This is a genomic window from Shewanella fidelis ATCC BAA-318 (assembly GCF_000518605.1).
In the GTDB taxonomy this organism is placed as follows: domain Bacteria; phylum Pseudomonadota; class Gammaproteobacteria; order Enterobacterales; family Shewanellaceae; genus Shewanella; species Shewanella fidelis.
Map to the genome: position 1 here is coordinate 141,591 of NZ_JADX01000011.1, position 22,044 is coordinate 163,634.

The window sequence follows — 22,044 nt, forward strand, 5'->3', positions numbered from 1 at the left end:
GCGCTAAATCGCGCTAGAAAGCGGTTTCTGAGCTATTGTTTTGTAAGATCTTATCTTGTAAGAACTTTAGTAGTAGGCCATATGCAGGTAAGAATAAACCTAAACTGACAATCAGTTTAAAGCCGTAATCAACCGCTGCGATTTCAGGCCAGTGTGCAGCCATAAATTCATCGGTAGAAGCGTAAAACGCGAGGCCAAAGAACACGATAGTGTCGATGAGATTGCCGACAATTGTCGAAGCTGATGGAGCAACCCACCAAGATTTAGTGGCTCTCAGCTTGGCAAATACAAAAATATCCATGAGCTGGCCAACAAGGTAGGCAGCAAAGCTGGCAAAAGCGATGCGAAATACAAAGCTATTAAATTCAAGCAGCGCAGCAGCGCCTTGGAAGCTACCTTGATGGAATACTACCCCCATTAAATAGGAGATAACTAGCGCGGGTAGCATGGCTAGAAAGATGATTTTTCTGGCGGCTTGCTGACCAAATATGCGCACGGTGAGATCGGTGGCTAGGTACACAAAAGGAAAGCTAAATGCGCCCCATGTGGTATGGAAGCCGAAAATTTGAAATGGAAGTTGTACTAGGTAGTTGCTGGCACAAATAATAGCAATATGAAAACTCGCTAAAAGCAGCAATGCACGGCGTAGCTGTGCAGGAGATAACATCAACATCTTGTGGCCTTTTTAGTTAAATCGGGCGGGGTTAGGGAACCCGCAATAGCGACGAGCGCTATAATTTTGCAATTTTTGGTTAATAACGAAGTTTGCCCCATGAGTCGGGGGCGGCAAATTATAGAGCAGTTTTTTATTTGAGCAAGGATAAATTGTGACGGCTTAGTACTGTTAAACCGCCACTTGTGCTAAAGGCTGAGGGTAATCTTTTGATTTAGCTACTTATAACTCGGTTAAAATCGACAAAATGGTTCTAAGCTTGTTTTCAAGTTCAGTCCACTCTTTGTCAGCTTCAGAGCCGGCAACAATACCTGCACCAGCAAATAGATTGATGCGTCCTGGTTCAATTAATGCGCTACGAATAGCGACAGCAAACTCGCTTTCGTACTTATTGAAGTAGCCACAAGCACCGGCATACCAGCCACGAACATAGCCTTCTTGTTGGCGAATAAAGTTCATTGCAGACTCTTTCGGTAGTCCACCAACAGCAGGAGTTGGATGCAGCGCTTGGATTAACTGGAAGTCATTCACGCCGGGTTTTAACTCAGCGCGGATCGAGCGATGTAAGTGCTGAATATGGCTCAGCTTAAACACAGTCGGGCTTTCTTCTGCGCCAACGTAGTTACTCAGCGGATTGAGTACATTAACTATGTGTTGTCGAACCAACTGATTTTCATGACTATTTTTTGTGTCATCAAGCAGCGCCTGCGCTAAGGCTTTATCTTCTTCTTGATTTAGACCGCGTACCGTTGTGCCCGCTAAAGCTTCAGTAAAGACTTCACGCTGGCGACGACGATATAAGCGCTCTGGTGTACAAGAGATAAAGGCGCTGTCAGGGCTAAATTGAAAACCAAATTGGAAGCTGTTTGGGTTGCGGCCTTGCCAGCAAGCTAGCAGCATCCATGGATCAACCTCTTCATTGATCTCAAGTTGTGTTAGGCGAGACAGCACTACCTTAGGGGTGTCAGCAATAAATTTAGGATGAGTGACACGATTAACTAGCTCTTCCCAGCGATAACGATCTGGTCGATCGCTGCGGCCCATTAACGCGACTTTATTCGGTGGTGTTAATGGTTTTGGTGCATCGAGAGCGGCTAATGCCAATAAAGCATTATTGATCTCAATGCTGAATTCATTTTCAGTAAAGTTAAGGTTTACCAGTAGCTTAAATTCACCACCACTACGGCGTAGTTCTACTCTTGGTAGGATAAAGTGCGCTTTACCGAATTCTTGCCAACTCTCATTGCGGCGATCAAATGCAACGCCGCCATAATAGCGAATATCTTGATTATTGGTCAGGGTTCGTTGCTTTTGATACTCGTGCGAAAGCTCGATGTCATCAACATCGTCACCAAAGAAAAAGTCTTTACAACAACCGATTGCGGCAACTTCTTCTTCGGTATCGCGGCCCTTCCAATACACTCTAGGATAAGTGGTTTGTGCTGCTAACCAGGCGATAACCGGGATAGGCGCAACCGCCACTGACAACTGCACAATTGGATCACTGTTAGGTTGAAGCGTAAAAGATTTGATTTTGTCGGTTAAGGACTTAATAGCTTGAGGTAGCATGGGGATGGTCAATAAGTACTCCAAACAAATATCATTAGGGCCAGTTTAGAGGAGCGACCTCTAACCTAGAAAACTCACTACCCATTGGTAATAAGAATCTTTAACACAAAGTAATAGGCTGAACTTACAGTGTCAAGTTGATCACTCTGCCTATGTGAGCTCCCCCTGAGTAATTCACATTTAGTTTGCGTCTAAATTATGATGTTGAGTTAAAAACTGTAGCTAAATTAGCGAACTAAATTTCATTTCTATCTATGTCTTAATACCGCAGTGTGATGGTGGATGCCCTTTTTGTCCGAAGCTCACGCGCATTAGGTCAAAATGTCCTTTATTAACCTTTTTATCTTTACCCGTTCGTAAAATTAGTCGATCTAGGTTTGTTTTATGGTTTTATCTGCTTGAGAGAATAGCCGTGGTTTTTGAAAATGGCGCCAATTATATCGTTAGGATGATGAAGGCAGATGAAAAAACAACAAAAAGTGCTCAGAGTTTCTACTTTGGCACTGGCTATGAGCTTGGCTTATCAGGCTCAGGCGGATGAAATCGACAGAGATCCAATTCTTGATGTTGCTGAGGTGATCGTAGTACACGGTGAGCGCGCTTCAGTGACTGAAGCGGCGACGACTCATTGGAGTCTTGATGAAGAAGCTATCAAGGCATCTGGTGCGCAAAGTTTAGATCAGGTGCTAAAGAATGTACCTGGGATCTACGTTCGTACAGGTGGTCAAGGTACACCACGCGTCGATATCCGAGGCTTTAAAGCACGGCATGTTATCTACCTCATCAATGGCGTTCCTGCTAATGATGCCGAAGATGGTCAATTCGATCCAAGTCTAATTCCAACTGCACAAATTGAATCTATAGAGGTTTCTGTAGGGCCATCATCAGTCTTGTATGGTCCTGGTGGCGCTGGCGGTGTGATCAATATTATTACTAAACGTGGTGATAATGCGCCTGCACTTTCTGGTCGCTTAGAGGCGGCTGAAGATAATACCTTTAATGGTGATATTAGTGCCGCTGGTAGCGGTGAAAAGTGGCAAGGTCTTGTTAACTATTCGCGCCAGCAAACCGATGGCTGGCCTATGTCTAGCGATTATAAGGACACAGAGTACCAACAAGGTGATATACGCGAAAACGCCGATAAAACCTTAAACAACTTTTACGCTCAAGGCAGTTACTTGATTAGCGACAACACTCAGCTAATGGCAAACATGAGCTATCGCGATGGCGATTGGGGCAAGCCAAGTCGTGATGGTCGTGGCACTGGCAGCGTTAAGTTTGAACGAGTTGATGACTATGAATCTAAAACATTTCAGTTAGGTGTTGCGCATAAGTTCAACGACACCTTTACGTTACGTGGTTTTGGTTATCACAACCAAAGTGATGTACTTGAGACTCAATATAAAGACAAATCCTATCAAGCTATTAAAGCCCAGCAACAAGGTCGTTCTACAGTTCAGGGCGGTAATTTACAGTTTATTGCTAACTTAGATAACGCAGGTGTCCTAACCAGCGCGTTAATTGCTGAAAAGCAAAGTTGGGAATCTTATTCAGTCACGGCTAACGACGCTAGTGCATTCAGTGGCAATGGTAACGGCGGTGGTAACGGCGGCGGCAACGGTGGTGATAACGGCGGTGGCAACGGCGGCGGTAACGGCGGCGGTAACGGCGGCGGTAACGGCGGTGGCAACGGCGGCGGTAACGGCGGTGGCAACGGCGGTGGTAACGGCGGTGGTAACGGCGGTGGCAACGGCGGCGGTAACGGCGGTGGCAATGGCGGTGGCAATGGCGGCGGTAACGGCGGTGGTACGTTTGACGATTCATCGTGGCTATATACAGCAGCCCTTGAATATCAATATCAAGCGGATAACTACGGCGTTACAGTTGGTGGTGCGTTCCATGACCAAGATCGTGTAAAGGAATCTGAAAACGATTATTCAGCTCAGGTTTCAGGTTATTGGCAACCATTAGAAGATACCCGTATTAACATGGGCGTGGCGCGTAAAGTGCGTTTCCCATCTATGCGTAATCTTTATGCACAATCAACAGGTAATGCCGAGCTGCAAGCAGAAACGTCTGAACATTATGAGTTAGGGCTGCTGCAACAATTAGGGTATTCAACCGAGCTGAATATTGCGGGTTATTACACTGATGCTGAAGACTATATCGCAAAAGATCTCGATGGCATGTATCAGAATATGGGGCGTTATGGGTTTAAAGGTGTTGATTTACAGCTAGAAAACAACAGCTTTGATGATCTATCTATGACGCTTTCTTATAGCTATTTAGATACCGAAGACAAGAGTGCTGAAGAGCATATGCAGACTTTGGAATACCGTCCTAAGCATCAAGTTCGTTTCCAAGCAGCTTACACATTGCCATTTGCAACCAGCATTAACTTGAATGTTGAGCGCATTATGGATCAGGTGTATTACGCCCAGCATAAGGTTGCTGGTACAACTCAGCTTGTTGAGCAATCGCTAGACGATTACACCTTAGTTGATATCAATATTGTGCAGCCACTAATGGATGACAAGTTAGAGCTGTATCTACGTGCAACCAATTTACTTGACGAAAACTATGACCAAAGTGAAGCGCTTCCACAGGCTGGTCGTCAAGTATTTATCGGCATCAACTGGCAAATCTAGGAATACGAGGAAGCGTATGAAACTCATAGCATTAGAAGGGATTCATTTTGGCTATGGCTCAGACCAAAGCGAGATCTTGGACGATCTCACTTTGGTGATTAATGCAGGTGAATGCCATTGCATTAACGGTGCAACAGGCTCGGGAAAATCGAGCTTGCTGCACTTAATGTCGGGGCAGTTATCTCGCCCTTTTGAAGGGGATGTGTATCGCGATCCTTCATTATTGATTGGCTTAGTTATGCAAGATCCTAATGCGCAGGTGCTACGGCAAAATGTCGGTGCAGAGATCGCATTCGGATTAGAAAACCTCGGCGTTGCTGCTGATCTTATGGTAGAGAAAGTGCAGCACTCACTGCGTAGAGTTGGCTTGTATACCAGTTTAGATACACCAGTTGAGGTGTTGTCTCTTGGGCAGAAATATCGCCTCATGATGGCGGCACAACTAGTATTTAATCCAACGCTGCTATTACTTGATGAGCCTTGGGCACAGTTAGATGATAGCGGAGTAAAAGAGCTTAATTGTGTATTAAAGTCACTACTCGATGAGGGCGTAGCCATTGTGATGGTTGAGCATAACCCGAGTGCCTTTGTCGATTTGGTTGAGCATTTTTGGCTATTAGAGAATGGTAAACTTAAGGCTGGGCAGCGCCCCATTGCTGACTCCGCAGCCTCGGTGTTAAATATTAGCGCTTCAGTTAATCATCGTCCTAGTAAAGTGGTGGCTAAGCTAGCGCCGCATCAATTCCGTTTTGTCGACCAAGATCCCTTGTTTTCCTGTCTACAACCGTTAGCGCTATCTAGTGGAGAAATCGTAGCCCTAGTGGGGGATAACGGTGCTGGCAAAAGTAGCCTGCTTAAAACCTTAGCGGGTATTCAGGCTAACATTACTCACCTGCCGATCACTGTACTTGATAAGCGACCACAACTTGGAATTTATGGCGCAGATCTCGGCTTATTGATGCAGCGTCCGAACAGGCAGTTGTTTGAACAAACCGTGCTTGCTGAGCTGCAGTTTAGTTTAAAGCGGTTCAAGCTGCCGTTAGCACGGGCGGAGCAGATCCTTGCAGAGCTAGGCTTACAAGATTTAGCCGAATGTTCGCCGCATAAGTTGTCTTACGGTCAGCAGCATATTATTGCGCTAGCTTCATTGGTTTGCTTACGACCAAAACTATTGCTGCTTGATGATCCTTTTGCTGGTTTAGACAAACAACATGTAGTGAAAGTGGTGCAGCTGTTATTACAATTACGATCACAAGGTAGCTGTATCTTATTGTCGAGCCACCGTAGCGTGCCGTTTTTAGAGGTCGATCGATATTGGTTTATCGACAATGGCTATCTGCGTGATGGTGCTGAAATTACTGAGCAAGCGAATGTGGGCTAAAGAGCGCAAAGGCGTTAGGCAGCCATATTTCCGCTTCAGTGCAAGCCATTATTGCGCCGCAGCACTGCTACTTAGTTTAGTGTTATCAAGTGGCGCATTTTTCTTACCTAATAGCGCCTTAGGCTGGTTGATTGTTATTGACGCTATCCTCGTTTTGCACGGTGTTTACCTGAAGAATAAAGTCTCTGCACTGTTGCGGATCGGTTTAGCGCAGTTGGCGGTTACCTTACCGCTTTATTACCTCATTCATGGTGAAAATCAATTATTGGAAGGGGTAATCGTGGTGTTACGGGTGTTTTTGGCGCTGCTTCCGGGGTGGTGGTTATCTGCGACCCAAAAGCCTGAACGTATTGGTGAGGTGCTGAGTTGGGGGCTACCCACTAAATGGGCGTTTGTGATAGCGGCTTCCATTGGTTTGCTGCCTTATATGCTGCAGGAAACGAAAGAGATTTATGCCATGCAGTGCTTACGTGGTGCCAATATCACTCCCAAAGCATTGCGTAACCCTAAAAACTGGCCAGAGCTAATTTACTGTGTGGTGCTGCCAGTACTTATTCAGTTACTAAAATTATCTAAGCAGATGGCTAAAGCGGCCAAGCTGCGTCATTTTGGCAGTGTCGCTAAACCAACACATTGGCCTGCAACAAGAGAGGAAGAATGAAGTCTCCATTCGATTTACAAGACGCGTTATTTATTGGTTTTTGTGCCACTTTGCTGGTGGTATTAAAAAGTATGTTGCGACTTAAACTTGGCTTAAGTGGTCACTCGATGTTTTTAATGACCTTTTTCTACCTTATTTGCTACGGCGTAGTTAATCGTGTTGGTGCGATGACAGTTTGTGGCTTACTAGCAGGCCTTGTTGCCATGATGCTAAGTGTGGGCAAAGGCGGACCGATGATTTTGCTCAAGTTTGGCTTGCCTGCAATGGCTATGGATTTCGCGCTGTTGTTTATGTCAGGTGTATTCAACCTCCGTTGGCGCAGCATTGTATTAGCGCTAATCGGTACGCTGGCATGGGCTGGCAAAGGGCTGATAAGTAATTTGTTGATTGGTATGAGTGGTCAAGTCGCTCTGGCTGAGTTTGGTTTGAGCTTTATTCAGGGCGGCATGTTTGCTTTAGCGGCAGCGTTATTAATTCCAACAGTGTTAAGTCGTTTACATGCCCATGACTTGCTGCCAAATAGGCCTGAGTAACCGTTTAACAAACAAGCTTCGCCATGTTGAGTTACGTGGCTATTAAGTTAATAACAATAAGGGTTTTAAATGAAAGCGTGGTTGATCTGTATTGATGACACTGATGATATTGGTACCAAAGGAACCGGGGAAATTGCGGAGGAGATAGCTGCAAAATTGGCACCGAAATCCTATGTAGATGGGCAACAGGATGTGCGTCGATTTGTCACTCGACATCAATTATTTGTGCACCCAGATATTCCTTATACCTCGCACAACAGCGCCATGTGCTTTCAAGTTGAAACGGATCTCGACTTTAATGAAATTAAAGCCATCTGTATTGCTCATTTGCAGCAAGAGTCTGCAGCAGCATCCGATCCGGGCTTAGCCATTTTGGATCTCGCCTCAGACTACAATATCGAGCAGTTAATTGCTTTTGGTCAGCAGTCAAAAATTGGCGTTAAAACCAAAGAGCAAGCATATAAGTTGGCTGCAGAGCTGGGCGTCGATTTATCTGAGCATGGCGGCACCGGTCAGGGAGTTATAGGGGCGTTAGCGGGCTTAGGTTTACGCTTAAGCGGTCAAGATGGACGAGTGAAGGGCCAGTTAACACTGGATGCTGAATTTGATGGTTCCAAAACGATTCAGTTGTCGGTCGCTCAAGTGTTGGCGCAAACAGGCTTGCAAACGGTTATTTCAACCTGTGGTGAAGTGTTAAGTCATGAACAGCTATTGAATTTAAAAGGCAAGATAAAAGCTGTGTATATTCAGCATCAGTTTGCTTTGTTAGTGAGTAATGAATCTGGTGAGTGGCGTAACGCTAACCAACAACAATTAAAGGCCTACTAATGAAAGAGCTAAGTATGATGCAACAATGGTTTGTGGCTGTGGATGAGCTTTGGCAATTTAAGTTTGGTGTCGATGATTATCAACCAGCGCGAGAAGCCGCTGCAGATTGCTCAACATTTTTAAGTGATGATGAAGATGAGCATACCGATAATGTCAGCAGATCTTGTTTTAATTGCATGTATCGTCGTTGGCAGCCAGACAGCTTCCAGTGTCACAAACAAAGTGCTTTGCGGTAATGACTACTGAACTTATTAACCATAAGCAGCCTAATATTGTATTAATTCCATCGCTTATTATTTGCATTGGTGTAGATAAATTAACTTTGTCTCTGGTGATTTAACAAATCCCAGAATAGAATGGTTTAATTGTCGTAGGAAAAAAATAGATGGACTCAATATTCAATTGAGTCAAAACATCACCTAACTACGGCGGGTACAGTGACTTAATGTTGCTGTATTTTTGATTAAATCATCCGGGGACCTCAGAGATAATGGGTGATTCACTTGAATCTAGTCATTTAATAAAGATTGCTGTTTCTGAATTAAAAGTCGGTATGTTTGTGCAGGCTATTGACCGTAATAAAAGTAGGGTCAATATTGCCAGTGCTGGACAAATTCGTAGCGCTGAAGCGATTTTAAAGCTGCACAAAAATCACATTACCCATGTTTGGGTCAATGGTGAGCGCTCAGCTCCTGAGCTAGGTTTGGCTCGAGCTGTTGTTGCTGCTAAGCCCGCTGCTAAAAAAGTGGTGGCTGATCGCGCTGTTAGGCAAAAACAAGCAAAAGCCTTGATGCTTGAAGCTAAAGATCTCATCCATAAAGTGTTGTCTGAAACCTTTGAGGGCAAAGCGGTTGAAGTTCAGCCGTTTGAAGTATTGGCTGATAACATGATCGAATCGGTGATGTTAGATGCTGATGCACTGAAATGTGTTTCAGCATTACGTTCCAAAGATGCTTATTTGCTTGAACACTCCATTAATGTTGCTTTTTTGCTGGTGACCTTTGGCCGCTATTTAAACTTCGATACCGATATGCTGCGGCAAATGGCTATTGGTGGAATATTGCATGACATTGGCAAGATTAAAATTAATAGCAAGATTTTAAATAAGCCAAGTAAGTTAACCCCAGAAGAGTTCGAGCATGTAAAGCTACATCAAACCTATGCCATTGAGATCATGGAAGAAACCAAAGGCTTATCGCAGATCAGCAAAGATATAAGCTTGATGCACCATGAGAAGCTTGATGGTAATGGCTATCCGCGTGGCTTAAAAGGCGACGAGATCCCTTTGCATGGGCGTATGAGCTGTATTGTGGATATCTTTGACGCCTTAACTGCAACGCGCTGCTATAAAGAAGCCATGAGTCCTGCTGCCGCATTTAAAATCTTAATCAGTTTGACACCGTTTCATCTCGATCAAAAATTGGTTTATGAATTTATCCGCTGTATCGGTGTCTATCCAGTTGGCTCGTTAGTGCAGCTATCTGATGGTCGCATCGGTATTGTCTGGGAGGCAAATGGCCGTGATGTACTCCATCCTAAAGTGAAGTGCTTTTATTCAGTAAAAAAACGCTGCTATACCAAGGTTGAGATTGTCGATTTAAAACGCTCCTCTTTTAATATTGAAAAGGGGATCTCGCCAAGTAGTTTAGAGATAGATCCCACTCCATTTTATTAAAACGCCTTTTGGGGCGTTTTTTACTTTCAGTTCTAAATCGCTTTTATTGCTGGGGGTAGATCTCACTATTGCTGATAATTTGCGTTGCTTCTATTTTTGATGAACGAGTTGAATTTCCGCTGCATAATCATTGAATTAATAACGCTATAGACTGACTAAACCCTCATATTTATTTGATGGGGGATAACAGAAATGCAGCGTAGACAGTTTATTAAAGGGGCTTCAATGTTAATGGCGGCAGGTGCGATTACCCCGTTAGCACAGGCCAATATTAACTCACAGGTTTCAGCTTCCACAGCAGCATTTACCAGTGGCAAGTACCGCATTTTAGCGCTGGTATTTGATGATTACGAAACTTTAGATCTACATGGTCCGGTCGAGATGCTCGGCCATATGCCAAATACCGAGATTAAGCTGGTAGCGGCAACAGAAATTGTACGCAGTTATCAAGGTCCCCGAGTGGTAGCTGACTGCCTTACAACGAATACCTATGACTGCGATTTGCTGTTAATTCCTGGCGGTATGGGAACACGCACCTTGATTAATGATTTGCCATTAAGGCAATGGCTTGTTGAGCAAGTTGCTCGTAGTCAGAATGTGTTTACTGTGTGCACCGGGACGGCACTGCTAGCTATGACGTCGGTGCTTAATGGGCGCAAAGCCACCACCAACAAAATGGCGTTTCAATGGGTGACTTCCTTGAATGCTAACCCGCAGTGGCAGGCTAAAGCACGCTGGGTCTTTGATGGTAAGTTTTTAACGTCCTCAGGGGTATCAGCGGGTACCGATGCAGCGTTGTTTTGGGTAAAACATTTACACGGTGCAGCAGAAGCTAAGCGTATTCAGACTCTGACTGAGTATGATTGGAATGCTGATCCTACGAATGACCCTTATGCAGCCATTTAAAAAACCTTTCTCATATAAGCAAATCATCTAGTCTTATCAGATATTGCTATTTATTAGTAATAAAGGATCTTGGCGTAATCGACAGCTAGCACCAATAATGGTCATCTATTTAGCCGAACTAAGAGGAGAGATGACATTGAATAACTGGCTAATTTTATTGTGTTGTGCAGTGTTGATTGCCGCCTCTTTATTAACGAGTGGCTTAACGCGAGCGCTTATCGACTTAGGGGCGTTTAGCTGCTTGTTATCGCTAATTATTTGGCGCCATTTAACTAAAAAACAGCGCCGCTAATTTGGCCGTTGCTAATGATGCTTGCTATTAAATTAAGATATAAGCCAATGAGCTGGCACCAATAGCCAGCCACAGTAGTACACCTAACACCAGAGGCTTAGGGCCTGTGGCTCGCATCTTTTGAATAGTAATGCCTGCACCAATTAAGAATAAGCAGACTACCAAGACGCGTTTAGAGACTTCGAAAATTGCACTGTAAGCGATCTCTCCTGCTGGGAAAAAATGGGCAATGGCAATGGCTAAGCAATAAAAGCCAATAAAGTAAGGAATGGCTATTTTATTGTTGTCACCTTTAAACAACATCGCACTAATGAATGCAATTGGAATAATCCATAGTGCTCTAGCCAGCTTTACGGTTGTGGCGGTTGTCAGTGCTTCGTTGCCATAAGCAGAGGCAGCGCCAACAACCGATGAGGTATCGTGAATTGCAATCGCGCTCCATACGCCAAAGTCATGTTGGCTCATTGATAATGCGTGACCAATGGCGGGAAACACAAACAGAGCGACTGAATTAAGAATAAATACTGTGGCTAAAGCAATAGCGGTTTGTTCGCTATTAGCTTTAATCGCTGGAGAAACCGCAGCAATAGCGCTACCACCACAAATTGCGGTACCAGAGGCAATTAAATGGCCTGTTTTTGTTTCGAGTTTAAGTAGTTTAGTTAGCGCAAAACCTAGCACTAGGGTCAGAATAATCGAGCCTAAGATCAGCGGTAGGTTGGCAATGCTTATTGCAAGTGCACTGTCGAACTGGATCCCAAAACCTAAACCAACAATTGAGTAAGCTAGCAGCTTTTTGGTAAGTGCAGCTAAATGCACTTGCTCGGGAGCCCAGCCAATACTGGCAAGGGTGAAGCCTAAAATCAGTGCTACAGGGGATGACACCATAGGTAATAAACACGTTATACCTACTAAAATAAATATTACGAGTTGGATTTTATTAGGTGCGTTGTTGCTGGCTTGATTGCTCATTTATAGGTGTTTTTAACAAGGTTATAGTTGGGCAGTTAATTATAGTCTTGGCTAATAATTTAATAAATTAAATAGTACTGACAGTTAGCGTAAGTAAAATTGAATATTAAGAAGGTTATAAGATAGGGCAAAGAAAGGACGGCCTGCGGCTTAGGGAGCGTGACTGCGTCACTGACAGAACGCTCTGCTTTTGAAGTGCTTTTAGCTTTTCCTAGCAGCCAACTTGTTGGCGTCCTAGTAGGTGCGTAGCACCGTTCTAGAAACGAGCTTGCGAGTGCCCTATCTTATATGTTGGCGTCCTCGCAGTGAGCTTGCGAACGTCCTAGGACCTATCAGGACGAAGTCCGTCCCTTCTTTTAAAAACAAAAAAGCCGCTCAAATAGCGGCTTTTTTAGCTTGGGATAAATTTAAAACTTATTGCGCAGTGCTGTGCATGCCTTCCCAAACGATTTGACGGTAACGGTCAGGGTTAGTGTCACCTTCAGTGCTGAATAGCATGATAACAGAGTCTTGGTCTAAGCCTAGTTGAGTGCGGTATTCACTGTACTCTTCACGGCTTGCTAGCATGTATAGTAGACCTAGGTTTAGTGCACCTGACTCACCGCTAACAACTTTAGTGTCGCCTGCTAGTGGGTTACCAAGAATACGCATACCAGTGGCGGTCACTTGATCTTCAACTGATGCGAAGAAGCTGCTGCACTGTTTTAGGATTGGCCATGTCACAGGGTTCGGCTCGCCACATGCAAGACCTGCCATGATAGAGTTTAGCTCGCCAGTTACTGCAACCATCTCACCTTTGATACCTGAGTTGTAGATACAATCAGCTTTTGCAGGCTCAGCAATAATCGTCTTGAAGTTGTTTGCGCCAACTTTATCAGCGAAGTAACCCAAGATCCCGCCAGCCATTGCGCCAACACCAGCTTGAAGCATTAGGTGAGTCGGTTTTAGACCCATAGCCTCAACTTGCTCTTGCGCTTCAACAGCCATAGTCATGTAGCCTTGAGAGATCCAAGTAGGGATCTTATCGTAGCCTTCCCATGCTGTATCTTGTACTAGCATCCAACCGTTTTCAGTGGCAGTTTGGTTAGCAATACGTACAGTGTCATCGTAGTTGCAATCAGTAACAATACACTCAGCACCTAGGTTTTGAATGCGAGTGACACTTGCTTGAGACGAGCCCTTTGGCATGTAAACAACAGCTTTTTGGCCCATTTCACGTGCAGCCCAAGCTACACCAGTACCGTGGTTACCAGCAGTTGCAGTAGCGAAAACCAATGGCGCGCTTAGTTTAGCGGCAACGGTTTTCATATCAATTTCACTGATATCTACATTTAGGTGCTCAGCCAGTTGCTTACCTAATGCGTAAGAACCACCAAGTACTTTGAACGCATTTAGCCCGAAACGGTACGATTCGTCTTTCACCAGAATAGCTTTAACGCCTAAGCGCGCTGCAAGCTGCTCTAAAGAGACCAGCGGTGTTGGCTGGTAAGCTTCGATCTGCTGGTGGAATTGACGAGTTTTTTCAGCAACTTCAGCTGTGAAAAGGTCAGAAGTCTCGCCGTTAAAGAAATCATTTTGAGTCAGCTTTAGCATAGTAACCACTATATATTTTGAACTGGGGAGAGCTGCTGTCCATTTACGCATTATGGATAAATGGACAGGCAGATTGACTTAAACAGGTCGTTAATAACCCAAATTTAAGTTATTTGATGAAAGCGATCGCTTCCACTTCAACTAGTGCGTCTTTTGGTAGACGAGCAGCTTGTACACATGAACGAGCTGGAGCTGCTTCAGTACCGAATACTTCAGTGTACACTTCGTTGAAAGCAACGAAGTCTTCCATATCAGCTAGGAAACAAGTTGTTTTAAGTACAGTGTCAACACCTGCGCCGGCTTGCTCTAGTACCGCTTTTAGGTTGCTTAGAGATTGGAAAGCTTGCTCTTTAATACCACCTTCTACGAAAGCCATAGTTGCTGGGTCTAGCGGTAGCTGACCAGAGGTAAATACTAGCTTGTCGAAAGCAAGAGCTTGAGAGTATGGACCAATTGCAGCAGGAGCGTTTTCAGTATGGATTACAGTTTTCATAGCTTAGTTATCTCTGATAATTAGGATTTAAATTCACGGATGTACTTGTACACCGCATGCTTGGTAATACTTAAATGGTTAGCAACTATGTTAGTTGCTTCTTTTAATTCAAAGATGCCGTTATCAAACAACACTTTAGTAATAGCTTTATTGCGACCTTTTAGGTTAACGCTGTCATCAGCTTCAACTTCCGCAATCGCGTGGGTGAGCGCTTGCTCAACCACATCTCCAGCCGATGCGCTGAAGTTTTCTGTCATATCAAAACTGTGATGCTGTGATGTATCAGGCATCAAGGTCTTGATGATCTCAGGAAACGGATATGACAAGTTCATGTTGACGCAGAACATGCCAATGGGTCTGCCGTTCTCGCCCTGTAATATGCAGGTACTCGATTTCAGCATTTCGCCACCTTTGTTATTACTGAAATAACTTTTTGGGGTGACTTCGCCCGTTTGCTCATACTGACGCAGCATTTTTAAGCCTAAGTCTGTGATCGGTGAGCCCACTTTACGTCCGGTATGGTGGCCGTTAACGATTTTGACTACCGACTGTTCAAAGCTCTCTAATGAATGGATCACGACTTCACAGTGAGGACCAATTAAATCAGCCATGCTATCAGCTAGATGGAAATAGCTTTGCAGTAACTCACGATCTCTAGGTGTAAATTCCGTTTTGTATGCCTGTTCTGCCGCTTTGATCATTTCAGATTACTTTTGTGAACTATAGATGCCGTTATTGTCAACTTTTTGGGTTAGTAATTCAACCCTTGAATCAACTTTATGTAACTATGTGACGTTTTTTTACGGTTTTAAGCAAGTTAAATTTAACTATGGTTTAAAATATTTGACTTTGATCATGATTTTTTTGTTTGCCGACACATCTGGAGTTAACAGATTTTGACTATGAGATATGTGTCACATTTTTAAATTCAGCAAACAGTATGATGCGCATCAAGTTAACGATAGTTGACTAAAACAGTTTTCCGGTCACTTTAGTGACCTTTTGGCAACTAGGCCAGTTTGTGGGATGTGGAGAGAAAAATGAAAAGCATATTGCAGCGTGGATTTACAACAGCTGAATTTGAAATGCGTGCAACTAAAGCTCAGCAGAAGATGCGCGAGCTAGAAGTAGACGCCATTATATTAACGACCGAGCCTAACGTACGTTACTTTTCTGGCTTCCACACTCAGTTCTGGCACAGCCCAACTCGTCCATGGTTCCTAATTCTTCCTGCTGAAGGCAAGCCAATTGCGGTTATTCCTGAAATTGGTGCTAGCGGTATGGCGGGTACTTGGGTTGAAGATATCCATACTTGGGCTTCACCACGTCCTGAAGACGACGGTATCAGCATCGTGGCTAGCGTGCTTAATAGCCTACCTTCTCGCTTTGGCCGTGTAGGTGCAACGCTAGGTATTGAATCACACCTACGTATGCCAGTTGCTAACTACTTACAGTTAACGACTTTAGTAAGCAAAGAATTCGTTGACGTATCACTGGCTATTCATGAGCTTCGCCAAGTTAAGTCTGAAGCTGAAATTGAAAAAGTACGCGAGATCTGTCGTATCACTAACGTTGGCTTCGACAAGATCCCTGGTTACGCCAAAGCGGGTATGACAGAGCGTGAAATCTGTAAGCAGTTCGGTATCGACATGCTGATGGAAGGCGCAGATGAATGTCCATACATCATCGCAGGTTCAGGTCAAGACGGTTACGACAGCATCATCATGGGCCCAACTGACCGTGTAATCGAAGATGGCGACGTATTGATCATCGACACTGGTGCGGTACGTGACGGTTACTTCTCAGACTTCGACCGTAACTGGGCCTTTGGCCACGCAAGTGAGCAAACTAAAGCTGCTTACCGTGCAACTTATGACGCAACTACAGCTGGTTTTGAAGCTGCTCGCCCAGGCAACACGACTTCTGACATCTACAACGCAATGTGGAAAGTACTAGAAGCTAACGGTGCACTAGGTAACGACGTGGGTCGTCTAGGTCATGGTTTAGGTATGGAACTTACTGAGCGTCCATCGAACACAGCGACTGACAATACATTACTCGTACCAGGCATGGTGATGACACTAGAGCCAGGCATGGTTTACGCACCAGGTAAGTCTATGGTTCACGAAGAAAACATCGTGATCACCGAGAACGGTGCAGAGTGGTTAAGCAAGCGCGCTGAGCCAGAACTACTGATTATCAAATAATTTTAATAGCCATTGATTTCCCTGGAGGGGACTGGGGAAATCATTACTGAAGAGCATCTCATTATGATGAGTTTTGAAGCCTTTACATCGTTTGAACAGCCGCTTGAGCACAAGCAGGCACCAAGAATTAACCGCGTACACATTGGTTTAGTGCAATTAAGTACTGACCACAGTCTAGAAATGGATTGGGCAAAGTTACTCGGCACCCAAGCTGGCGTATTTAGCTCGCGCGTATACTACTCAAGCGAAATGACTCCTGAAGCACTTGATCAAATCGCCAACGGCATCGTTGAAGCGTCTGATTTGATTGCAACAGGTCTGCCAATGGATGTGATGGCATTTGGTTGCACATCAGCTTCAATCATTATCGGCGAAGAAAAAGTTGCCGGACTACTGACTAAAAACCGTGGTGATATCCCTGCGACTAACCCATGGACAGCGGCAAAAGCAGCATTCAAACATATGAATGCAAAAAAGATCGCCGTATTTTCTCCTTACCCAACCAGTGTTAACTACCCACTGTATCAGCAGCTAACAGATGCGGATTTCGATGTAGTAACGCTAGGTTCATTAGGTATCGAACGCGATACAGACATCACTTTAGTGGCTAAAGAATCTATGTTCGCCGCGCTAGAGCTGATGCTAAAAGATTCTGACGCAGAGCTAGTGTTTATGTCATGCACTAACTTACGTGTACTCGATTATATCGAAGAAATTGAAGCTAAATTTGGTATCCCAGTAGTGTGCAGTAACTCTGCAATGTTCTGGCATGCAATGCACTTGACTGGCAACGTGGCAATGTGCCCGGGCTACGGCAAACTACTTAATAATCAAACAGCTTAAGCTGTTGACGACCGATTAAATATCGTTGGAAATATAATAATGACTAATACACAAAAAGGTTGGTTGGCTGCTATTTTCGTAGGTCTATTGTGGGGTATCCCGTGGATCGTTGGTACGCCAATTCTTGAGGTGATGGATCCTCAAGTACTTGTTTGGTTACGTTATACAGTTGCATTTATTACCCTAGGTTTGATCTTCAATATTGGCCTTGCTACTGGCAAGATGACTAAGAAGGCGGACTTCAAACTAAACTGGGCAAACCGTAATGATATCTTCTGGGCAGCTTGCTGCGGTATCATTGGTCAAGGTGCTTTCAGCTTCTTATCATTCCTATCTTTGGACTACATTACCGCTTCTGAAAACGGTGTTATCCAAGGTTTGATCCCAATCCTTATTTTGAGTGTTGGTTTCCTACGTCACGGTGAGCGTTTCACTCCAATGCAGATGCTATGTGCGCTAGGTGCATTCATCGGTGTGGCGATTCTAGTTATGGACCCACAGTCTGAAACTAACGGTTTCAACATTGGTCACCTGATCTGTTTAGGCTCAGCAGCAAGCTTTGCAACTATGGCTTACGCTCGTGCAAAACTAGCAGACAAGTACGGTTCAGTTGCGACTATGTTCCACCAGTTCGTGTTCGCTTCACTTGGTTTTGGTCTGTACCTGTTCGTTGTTGGCGCTGACTTTAGCTCTGCATTGAACGTATTTAGCTCGCCACTACGCATCCTTTGTATTGTAGTACTAGGTGTATGTATCTCTGGTATGAGCTACTTAGTTTACATCTACGGTATGGAGCGTGTGGGTGTTGACGGTACCGGTATGGCGCTAAACCTAATGCCACTATCTTCATTCATCCTAGCGGTATTTGCTCTAGGTGAGCAGGTAACACCAATGCGCTTAGTTGCAATCGCTGTGGTTATTGCTTCGATGGTTGCCTTCATGAAGCTTGGTAACAAGAACAAGGTAAAAGCGGAAGAGGTTGAAGCTGAATTACCTGTTGCGCCAAAGCCATGTCGCAGCCAATAACTGAGCCACTCAGTTAGCGAATAAAGTTAATTTTTATCACCGGTGACCTAGTCACCGGTTTGTTGTTATAAGAGAAAAGCATATGAATATCGAACAGAAAGTTATTGAATGGCGTCACCACATTCACCAGCACCCAGAGTTTGGTACCGAAGAGCATGAAACCGCAGCGTTTGTTGCTAGCAAACTAGAAGAGTTTGGTATTGAAGTACACACAGGCATTGGCGGCACAGGTGTTGTTGGTATTTTAAAGTGTGGCGATAGCGACCGTTCAATTGGTCTACGTGCCGATATGGATGCCCTACATATTCATGAAGAAAACACCTTTGATTACGCATCAGTAAACGAAGGCGCAATGCACGCTTGTGGTCACGACGGCCACACGGCAATGCTATTGGCTGCTGCTCATGAGCTGGCACAAACTAAGAACTTCGACGGTACGGTTTACTTCATTTTCCAACCAGATGAAGAGCGTGGCACAGGCGCTAAAGCGATGATCGCTGACGGCCTATTCACTCGTTGGAAGATCGATGCTGTGTACGCAATGCACAACTTACCGGGTATTGAAGCAGGTCATTTTGTGACTCGCCCACACTCAGTAATGGCAAGTGAAAGTAGCTTTGAAATCGAAGTACTAGCCACTGGTGGTCATGCTGCTATGCCACATATGGGAACAGACCCAATCGTGGTTGGCGCGCAAATCGTGACTGCGATTCAAACTATCGTATCGCGCAACTTAAGCGCAATTGACGAAACTGCAGTTATCTCTGTAACTGAGTTTGCTACAAACGGTACTGTTAACGTTATCCCAACTAAAGTGACTATCACAGGTGATACCCGTAGCTTTACTGATATTGCACTACACAAGATTGAAAAAGCGATCGAACGTGTTGTAGCAGGTCAATGTATGTCTGCAGGTGTGGATTACACTTATAAGTTTAATAATAGCTTCTTATCAACTATCAACACCCCAGCGGAAACGGCATATGCTATCCGCGCGGCGCAGACAGTGGTTGGCGAAGATAAAGTTAACGGCAGCTGTCAGCCATTCACTATCAGTGAAGACTTCTCATTTATGCTACGAGAAGCACCAGGTTGTTACATCCTAGTAGGTAACGGCGCTGGCTGTGGTTGTGGTAGCGTGGCACTACACAAGCCTACTTACGACTTTAACGACAATATTTTAGTTCCGGGTATGAAGTACTGGCAAACGCTTGTAGAACAGTGCTTGGCTAAATAGTTCGTTATAAACTATTTGCTATATAGCAGGTATAGATTAAGGCTATGAGCTTAGGTTCATAGCCTTTTTTGTTACCGCTTGCTCGGTGGGAGCGATAAAACTTTTTTGATAATTCTATCAGGCTACGCCTGAACTTAACGCTTTAAGGTGGTAAGCAATCAAGCTGTGCTTGATAAAGGTCGTGGACTACCTTTTAACTTCTAATGTTAGGTCGCGATAAATGGCTTGGCATAATAAGGTGAGACGAAATAAAGGGCGGCTATAAAAATAACTGCCCTTTCAGTATTTTGGAGCTAGAACTGGTAGTTCAGCGAAACTTTGTAGTTTCTTCCCGGTAATGTTGCGCCGTCATCATCGGGCCAAACTGAGTAGGTCTCATCAGTTAGGTTTTCTATACCGAAACGGATATCCAGATCATCTAGATAGAGAGGGTTATAGGTTAGATATAAGTTGTGTAGCTGATATCCTTCTACGTTCATTTCTCGCTCTAGTTGCCATTCTGGTAATCTATCCATGTCCATTGCATAGCTTGATACTCCAGACACGCGTAGCTCTTCAAAAACTTGCCAGCTAAAGCCTAAATTAATCTTATCTTGTGGAGCACGATCGTAAGGCTCTGTTTCATCTGAAATAGTACCTAAATAGAAGTTAGGTACGCCCTGTACGTCCATTCTGACACGGCTGTAGTTGGCAAATAGATCAAACTTAGCAATCTGGTAACTTAACTCAGCTTCAATACCTTTAGAGTAAAGTTTACTGATGTTTTTACTTGAGTAATCTCTGTGAGTTGCTTGCTCTGGAGTCGCGAAGACCTTTTTGTTATCAACTAACTTGTACATGAAAGGTGCGCTGTCGATGAAGTCTTTTACTTCTGTATCGAATCCATTGAGCTTAAAAACAAACTTATCTCCCCAAGTCATATCCTCAAAGATGAGACCTAAGCCAATCTCAACATTTTCACTGCGTTCAGCTTTTAAATCAGGTTGAGGTTCTAAGTAGCAGTTTTTAGTTGGACGATGGCAAGCCCAGTTATCAGACTTATATAACTCGCGGATATTCGGACCTCTAAAACCTTGGTTATAACGAGCATATAATCGCAACCATTGTGTGGGTCTTAGTGTTACTCCCGCATTTAGCGAAAACTCGCCATCTTCATTGTTGCCATACTCACTGTAGTTATCTGAGCTACGACGATAATGATCATAGCGGACACCTGCTTCAGTACTTAACCATGTTTGCCAATGACTGTTGTTTAACACACCGCCAGCAAAAGTATCACCTCGACTTTTGCCATATAACTGAGAGTCTTTTTGCGCTAGATTATCGTGATTGTCATCCTCAAATTTCTGCTGCTCCCAGCTTGCAAAAAGAATGGATTCAGACGTCACATTCTGCCAGTCATTAACTATGCTATTTTCAAGTGATAGACCGTAGGTTTCATCTGTAAAGTTTTCAATATTATCGAAACTATAGGTTTTGTTAGGAAAAATAATATCACCGGATTGAAGACGCTCTTTTTTGTATTGCTGATAGTAAAAACGGCTATTTAAGTTGATAAAATCTGAACTTGGATCGAATTGATGGTTAAATGTTTGGCTGAATCTTTTCGCTGTTTCCTGTTCACTTATCGGATGAGTATCCCAGCGAGATTGGTTACGAAAGGGGAGGTCTTCAATTGTAGATTCGGTGTAGAAAGTGTTACTGTCAAACCGACCGTAGTCTGTGTCTAAATTGGCCTTAAGGCGAAAATCTTCTGTATCACCATTATTTTTAATTTCGGCAGTTTGGCCTCTATCTGAACCATCCTCATCTTTTTTATTGATCTCTATATTGCCAAAATGACGTTTGTTAACGTGTAAGGCGAGGGCAAGGTCGTCATTTGAGTGAAATGCGGTGACACCATAATGATGGGCATTTTTAGCATCACCATATCCGCCTCGTACTAATACACCTGAACCGATTCCACCATAATCCCAGCCTCCTTTTGAGACAACGCGTATCTGGCCACCAATGGCGCCACTTCCTTGAGTAACACCATCTGCACCACGAGTGACTTCAACGGCTTTTACGATACTCGGGTCTAAATCGAGTGGGCTGACATAAGTGCTAGTGCTGCTACCATCGCTATATTGTTGATAATTGACACCATCTACAATCAAGTTAACTCTTTCATTACCAAAGCCTCGAATAAGAATTTCCCCCATTAATGGTCGATCATTATTAGAGACACTAATACTGGGTGTTTGCTTAATAACATCTGTTAATTCTTGAGCTTGGGTATCTTCAATATATTTATCGGTGATCACAGTCATTGATCTTGGCACTTCTAAAGTTTGCTGTTGCATATCTAATTTAGTACCAATAACAACGATGACTTCGGGATCATTTTCGTTTTTATCTTTTGGTTTAACTTCAACTGTCTCGGCATAGCTATAAGGTACTACGCTCAGGATAAGACAGAAACTAGCAAGCTTATTCATAAACATCCTTTTTTATTCAACTTCAAA

19 protein-coding genes are annotated in these 22,044 nt (G+C 44.0%); 12 read left to right on the forward strand and 7 right to left on the reverse strand.

The window, feature by feature from the left end; genetic code table 11:
• Window positions 1-13 precede the first annotated feature (13 nt).
• Both L884_RS0106635 and L884_RS0106640 read right to left on the reverse strand, forming a co-directional pair.
• Window positions 14-673 (reverse strand): 7-cyano-7-deazaguanine/7-aminomethyl-7-deazaguanine transporter, encoded by a 660-nt coding sequence (locus L884_RS0106635; RefSeq protein WP_028766755.1) that lies wholly within the window; start codon window positions 671-673, stop codon window positions 14-16.
• A gap of 222 nt (window positions 674-895) precedes the next feature.
• The gene (locus L884_RS0106640) at window positions 896-2,242 is read right to left on the reverse strand and encodes an isochorismate synthase (protein ID WP_211239194.1); all 1,347 of its coding nucleotides are present in this window, start codon (window positions 2,240-2,242) and stop codon (window positions 896-898) included.
• A 461-nt stretch (window positions 2,243-2,703) separates the two neighbouring features.
• Between L884_RS0106640 and L884_RS0106645 the strand changes: the two genes are divergently transcribed.
• The 8 genes from L884_RS0106645 (at window position 2,704) to L884_RS0106685 (ending at window position 10,874) form a co-directional block, all read left to right on the forward strand.
• Entirely contained in the window at window positions 2,704-4,890 is a 2,187-nt protein-coding gene (locus L884_RS0106645) for a TonB-dependent receptor plug domain-containing protein (RefSeq protein ID WP_028766757.1), read from the forward strand.
• Window positions 4,891-4,906: 16 nt separating this feature from the next.
• Window positions 4,907-6,271, forward strand: a complete 1,365-nt coding sequence (locus L884_RS0106650) for an ATP-binding cassette domain-containing protein (protein WP_028766758.1) — start codon at window positions 4,907-4,909, stop codon at window positions 6,269-6,271.
• The gene (locus tag L884_RS0106655; RefSeq protein WP_028766759.1) at window positions 6,261-6,932 is read left to right on the forward strand and encodes an energy-coupling factor transporter transmembrane component T; all 672 of its coding nucleotides are present in this window, start codon (window positions 6,261-6,263) and stop codon (window positions 6,930-6,932) included. The genes L884_RS0106650 and L884_RS0106655 overlap by 11 nt, the downstream gene beginning before the upstream one ends.
• The gene (locus L884_RS0106660) at window positions 6,929-7,465 is read left to right on the forward strand and encodes a hypothetical protein (protein WP_028766760.1); all 537 of its coding nucleotides are present in this window, start codon (window positions 6,929-6,931) and stop codon (window positions 7,463-7,465) included. Before L884_RS0106655 ends, L884_RS0106660 begins: the two co-directional genes overlap by 4 nt.
• A gap of 69 nt (window positions 7,466-7,534) precedes the next feature.
• Window positions 7,535-8,293, forward strand: a complete 759-nt coding sequence (locus L884_RS0106665) for a DNA-binding protein (RefSeq protein ID WP_028766761.1) — start codon at window positions 7,535-7,537, stop codon at window positions 8,291-8,293.
• Between the two features lie 14 nt (window positions 8,294-8,307).
• A complete protein-coding gene (locus tag L884_RS0106670; RefSeq protein ID WP_028766762.1) occupies window positions 8,308-8,529 on the forward strand; it encodes a hypothetical protein in 222 nt (73 codons plus the stop codon).
• A gap of 254 nt (window positions 8,530-8,783) precedes the next feature.
• Window positions 8,784-9,968 (forward strand): HD-GYP domain-containing protein, encoded by a 1,185-nt coding sequence (locus tag L884_RS0106680; protein WP_028766763.1) that lies wholly within the window; start codon window positions 8,784-8,786, stop codon window positions 9,966-9,968.
• 192 nt (window positions 9,969-10,160) lie between these two features.
• Window positions 10,161-10,874 carry a DJ-1/PfpI family protein gene (locus tag L884_RS0106685; RefSeq protein WP_051435559.1) on the forward strand — a complete coding sequence of 238 codons (714 nt, stop codon included), beginning with the start codon at window positions 10,161-10,163 and terminating at the stop codon, window positions 10,872-10,874.
• A 319-nt stretch (window positions 10,875-11,193) separates the two neighbouring features.
• On the opposite strand, the gene L884_RS0106695 is transcribed toward L884_RS0106685, so the two are convergent.
• The 4 genes from L884_RS0106695 to L884_RS0106710 form a co-directional block, all read right to left on the reverse strand.
• Window positions 11,194-12,138 (reverse strand): YeiH family protein, encoded by a 945-nt coding sequence (locus L884_RS0106695; RefSeq protein ID WP_028766765.1) that lies wholly within the window; start codon window positions 12,136-12,138, stop codon window positions 11,194-11,196.
• Between the two features lie 414 nt (window positions 12,139-12,552).
• Entirely contained in the window at window positions 12,553-13,731 is a 1,179-nt protein-coding gene (locus L884_RS0106700) for a diaminopropionate ammonia-lyase (protein WP_028766766.1), read from the reverse strand.
• Window positions 13,732-13,840: 109 nt separating this feature from the next.
• A complete protein-coding gene (locus L884_RS0106705; RefSeq protein WP_028766767.1) occupies window positions 13,841-14,224 on the reverse strand; it encodes a RidA family protein in 384 nt (127 codons plus the stop codon).
• Between the two features lie 20 nt (window positions 14,225-14,244).
• A complete protein-coding gene (locus tag L884_RS0106710) occupies window positions 14,245-14,925 on the reverse strand; it encodes a helix-turn-helix transcriptional regulator (RefSeq protein WP_028766768.1) in 681 nt (226 codons plus the stop codon).
• Between the two features lie 339 nt (window positions 14,926-15,264).
• Between L884_RS0106710 and L884_RS0106715 the strand changes: the two genes are divergently transcribed.
• The 4 genes from L884_RS0106715 to L884_RS0106730 all read left to right on the forward strand — a co-directional run bounded on the left by L884_RS0106715 (window position 15,265) and on the right by L884_RS0106730 (window position 19,537).
• Window positions 15,265-16,431, forward strand: coding sequence for a M24 family metallopeptidase (locus L884_RS0106715; RefSeq protein ID WP_028766769.1), 1,167 nt, complete (start codon window positions 15,265-15,267; stop codon window positions 16,429-16,431).
• A gap of 63 nt (window positions 16,432-16,494) precedes the next feature.
• Complete coding sequence (locus tag L884_RS0106720; RefSeq protein ID WP_028766770.1) at window positions 16,495-17,274, forward strand: maleate cis-trans isomerase family protein; 780 nt, start codon at window positions 16,495-16,497, stop codon at window positions 17,272-17,274.
• 39 nt (window positions 17,275-17,313) lie between these two features.
• Window positions 17,314-18,300, forward strand: a complete 987-nt coding sequence (locus L884_RS0106725; protein WP_028766771.1) for a DMT family transporter — start codon at window positions 17,314-17,316, stop codon at window positions 18,298-18,300.
• 82 nt (window positions 18,301-18,382) lie between these two features.
• A complete protein-coding gene (locus tag L884_RS0106730; protein WP_028766772.1) occupies window positions 18,383-19,537 on the forward strand; it encodes a M20 aminoacylase family protein in 1,155 nt (384 codons plus the stop codon).
• Between the two features lie 293 nt (window positions 19,538-19,830).
• Here the strand turns inward: L884_RS0106730 and L884_RS0106735 are convergent, their stop codons facing one another.
• The gene (locus tag L884_RS0106735) at window positions 19,831-22,017 is read right to left on the reverse strand and encodes a TonB-dependent receptor domain-containing protein (protein WP_245603081.1); all 2,187 of its coding nucleotides are present in this window, start codon (window positions 22,015-22,017) and stop codon (window positions 19,831-19,833) included.
• Window positions 22,018-22,044 lie beyond the last annotated feature (27 nt).

Excerpts from the sequence above, each read along its gene's own strand:
- L884_RS0106720 (WP_028766770.1), top strand. The coding sequence starts at position 16,495 with ATGATGAGTTTTGAAGCCTTTACATCGTTTGAACAGCCGCTTGAGCAC.
- L884_RS0106670 (WP_028766762.1), top strand. The coding sequence starts at position 8,308 with ATGATGCAACAATGGTTTGTGGCTGTGGATGAGCTTTGGCAATTTAAG.
- L884_RS0106710 (WP_028766768.1), bottom strand. The coding sequence starts at position 14,925 with ATGATCAAAGCGGCAGAACAGGCATACAAAACGGAATTTACACCTAGA.
- L884_RS0106655 (WP_028766759.1), top strand. The coding sequence starts at position 6,261 with ATGTGGGCTAAAGAGCGCAAAGGCGTTAGGCAGCCATATTTCCGCTTC.
- L884_RS0106695 (WP_028766765.1), bottom strand. The coding sequence starts at position 12,138 with ATGAGCAATCAAGCCAGCAACAACGCACCTAATAAAATCCAACTCGTA.
- L884_RS0106685 (WP_051435559.1), top strand. The coding sequence starts at position 10,161 with ATGCAGCGTAGACAGTTTATTAAAGGGGCTTCAATGTTAATGGCGGCA.
- L884_RS0106665 (WP_028766761.1), top strand. The coding sequence starts at position 7,535 with ATGAAAGCGTGGTTGATCTGTATTGATGACACTGATGATATTGGTACC.
- L884_RS0106705 (WP_028766767.1), bottom strand. The coding sequence starts at position 14,224 with ATGAAAACTGTAATCCATACTGAAAACGCTCCTGCTGCAATTGGTCCA.
- L884_RS0106730 (WP_028766772.1), top strand. The coding sequence starts at position 18,383 with ATGAATATCGAACAGAAAGTTATTGAATGGCGTCACCACATTCACCAG.
- L884_RS0106650 (WP_028766758.1), top strand. The coding sequence starts at position 4,907 with ATGAAACTCATAGCATTAGAAGGGATTCATTTTGGCTATGGCTCAGAC.
- L884_RS0106635 (WP_028766755.1), bottom strand. The coding sequence starts at position 673 with ATGTTGATGTTATCTCCTGCACAGCTACGCCGTGCATTGCTGCTTTTA.
- L884_RS0106715 (WP_028766769.1), top strand. The coding sequence starts at position 15,265 with ATGAAAAGCATATTGCAGCGTGGATTTACAACAGCTGAATTTGAAATG.
- L884_RS0106640 (WP_211239194.1), bottom strand. The coding sequence starts at position 2,242 with ATGCTACCTCAAGCTATTAAGTCCTTAACCGACAAAATCAAATCTTTT.
- L884_RS0106700 (WP_028766766.1), bottom strand. The coding sequence starts at position 13,731 with ATGCTAAAGCTGACTCAAAATGATTTCTTTAACGGCGAGACTTCTGAC.
- L884_RS0106660 (WP_028766760.1), top strand. The coding sequence starts at position 6,929 with ATGAAGTCTCCATTCGATTTACAAGACGCGTTATTTATTGGTTTTTGT.
- L884_RS0106725 (WP_028766771.1), top strand. The coding sequence starts at position 17,314 with ATGACTAATACACAAAAAGGTTGGTTGGCTGCTATTTTCGTAGGTCTA.
- L884_RS0106645 (WP_028766757.1), top strand. The coding sequence starts at position 2,704 with ATGAAAAAACAACAAAAAGTGCTCAGAGTTTCTACTTTGGCACTGGCT.
- L884_RS0106735 (WP_245603081.1), bottom strand. The coding sequence starts at position 22,017 with ATGAATAAGCTTGCTAGTTTCTGTCTTATCCTGAGCGTAGTACCTTAT.
- L884_RS0106680 (WP_028766763.1), top strand. The coding sequence starts at position 8,784 with ATGGGTGATTCACTTGAATCTAGTCATTTAATAAAGATTGCTGTTTCT.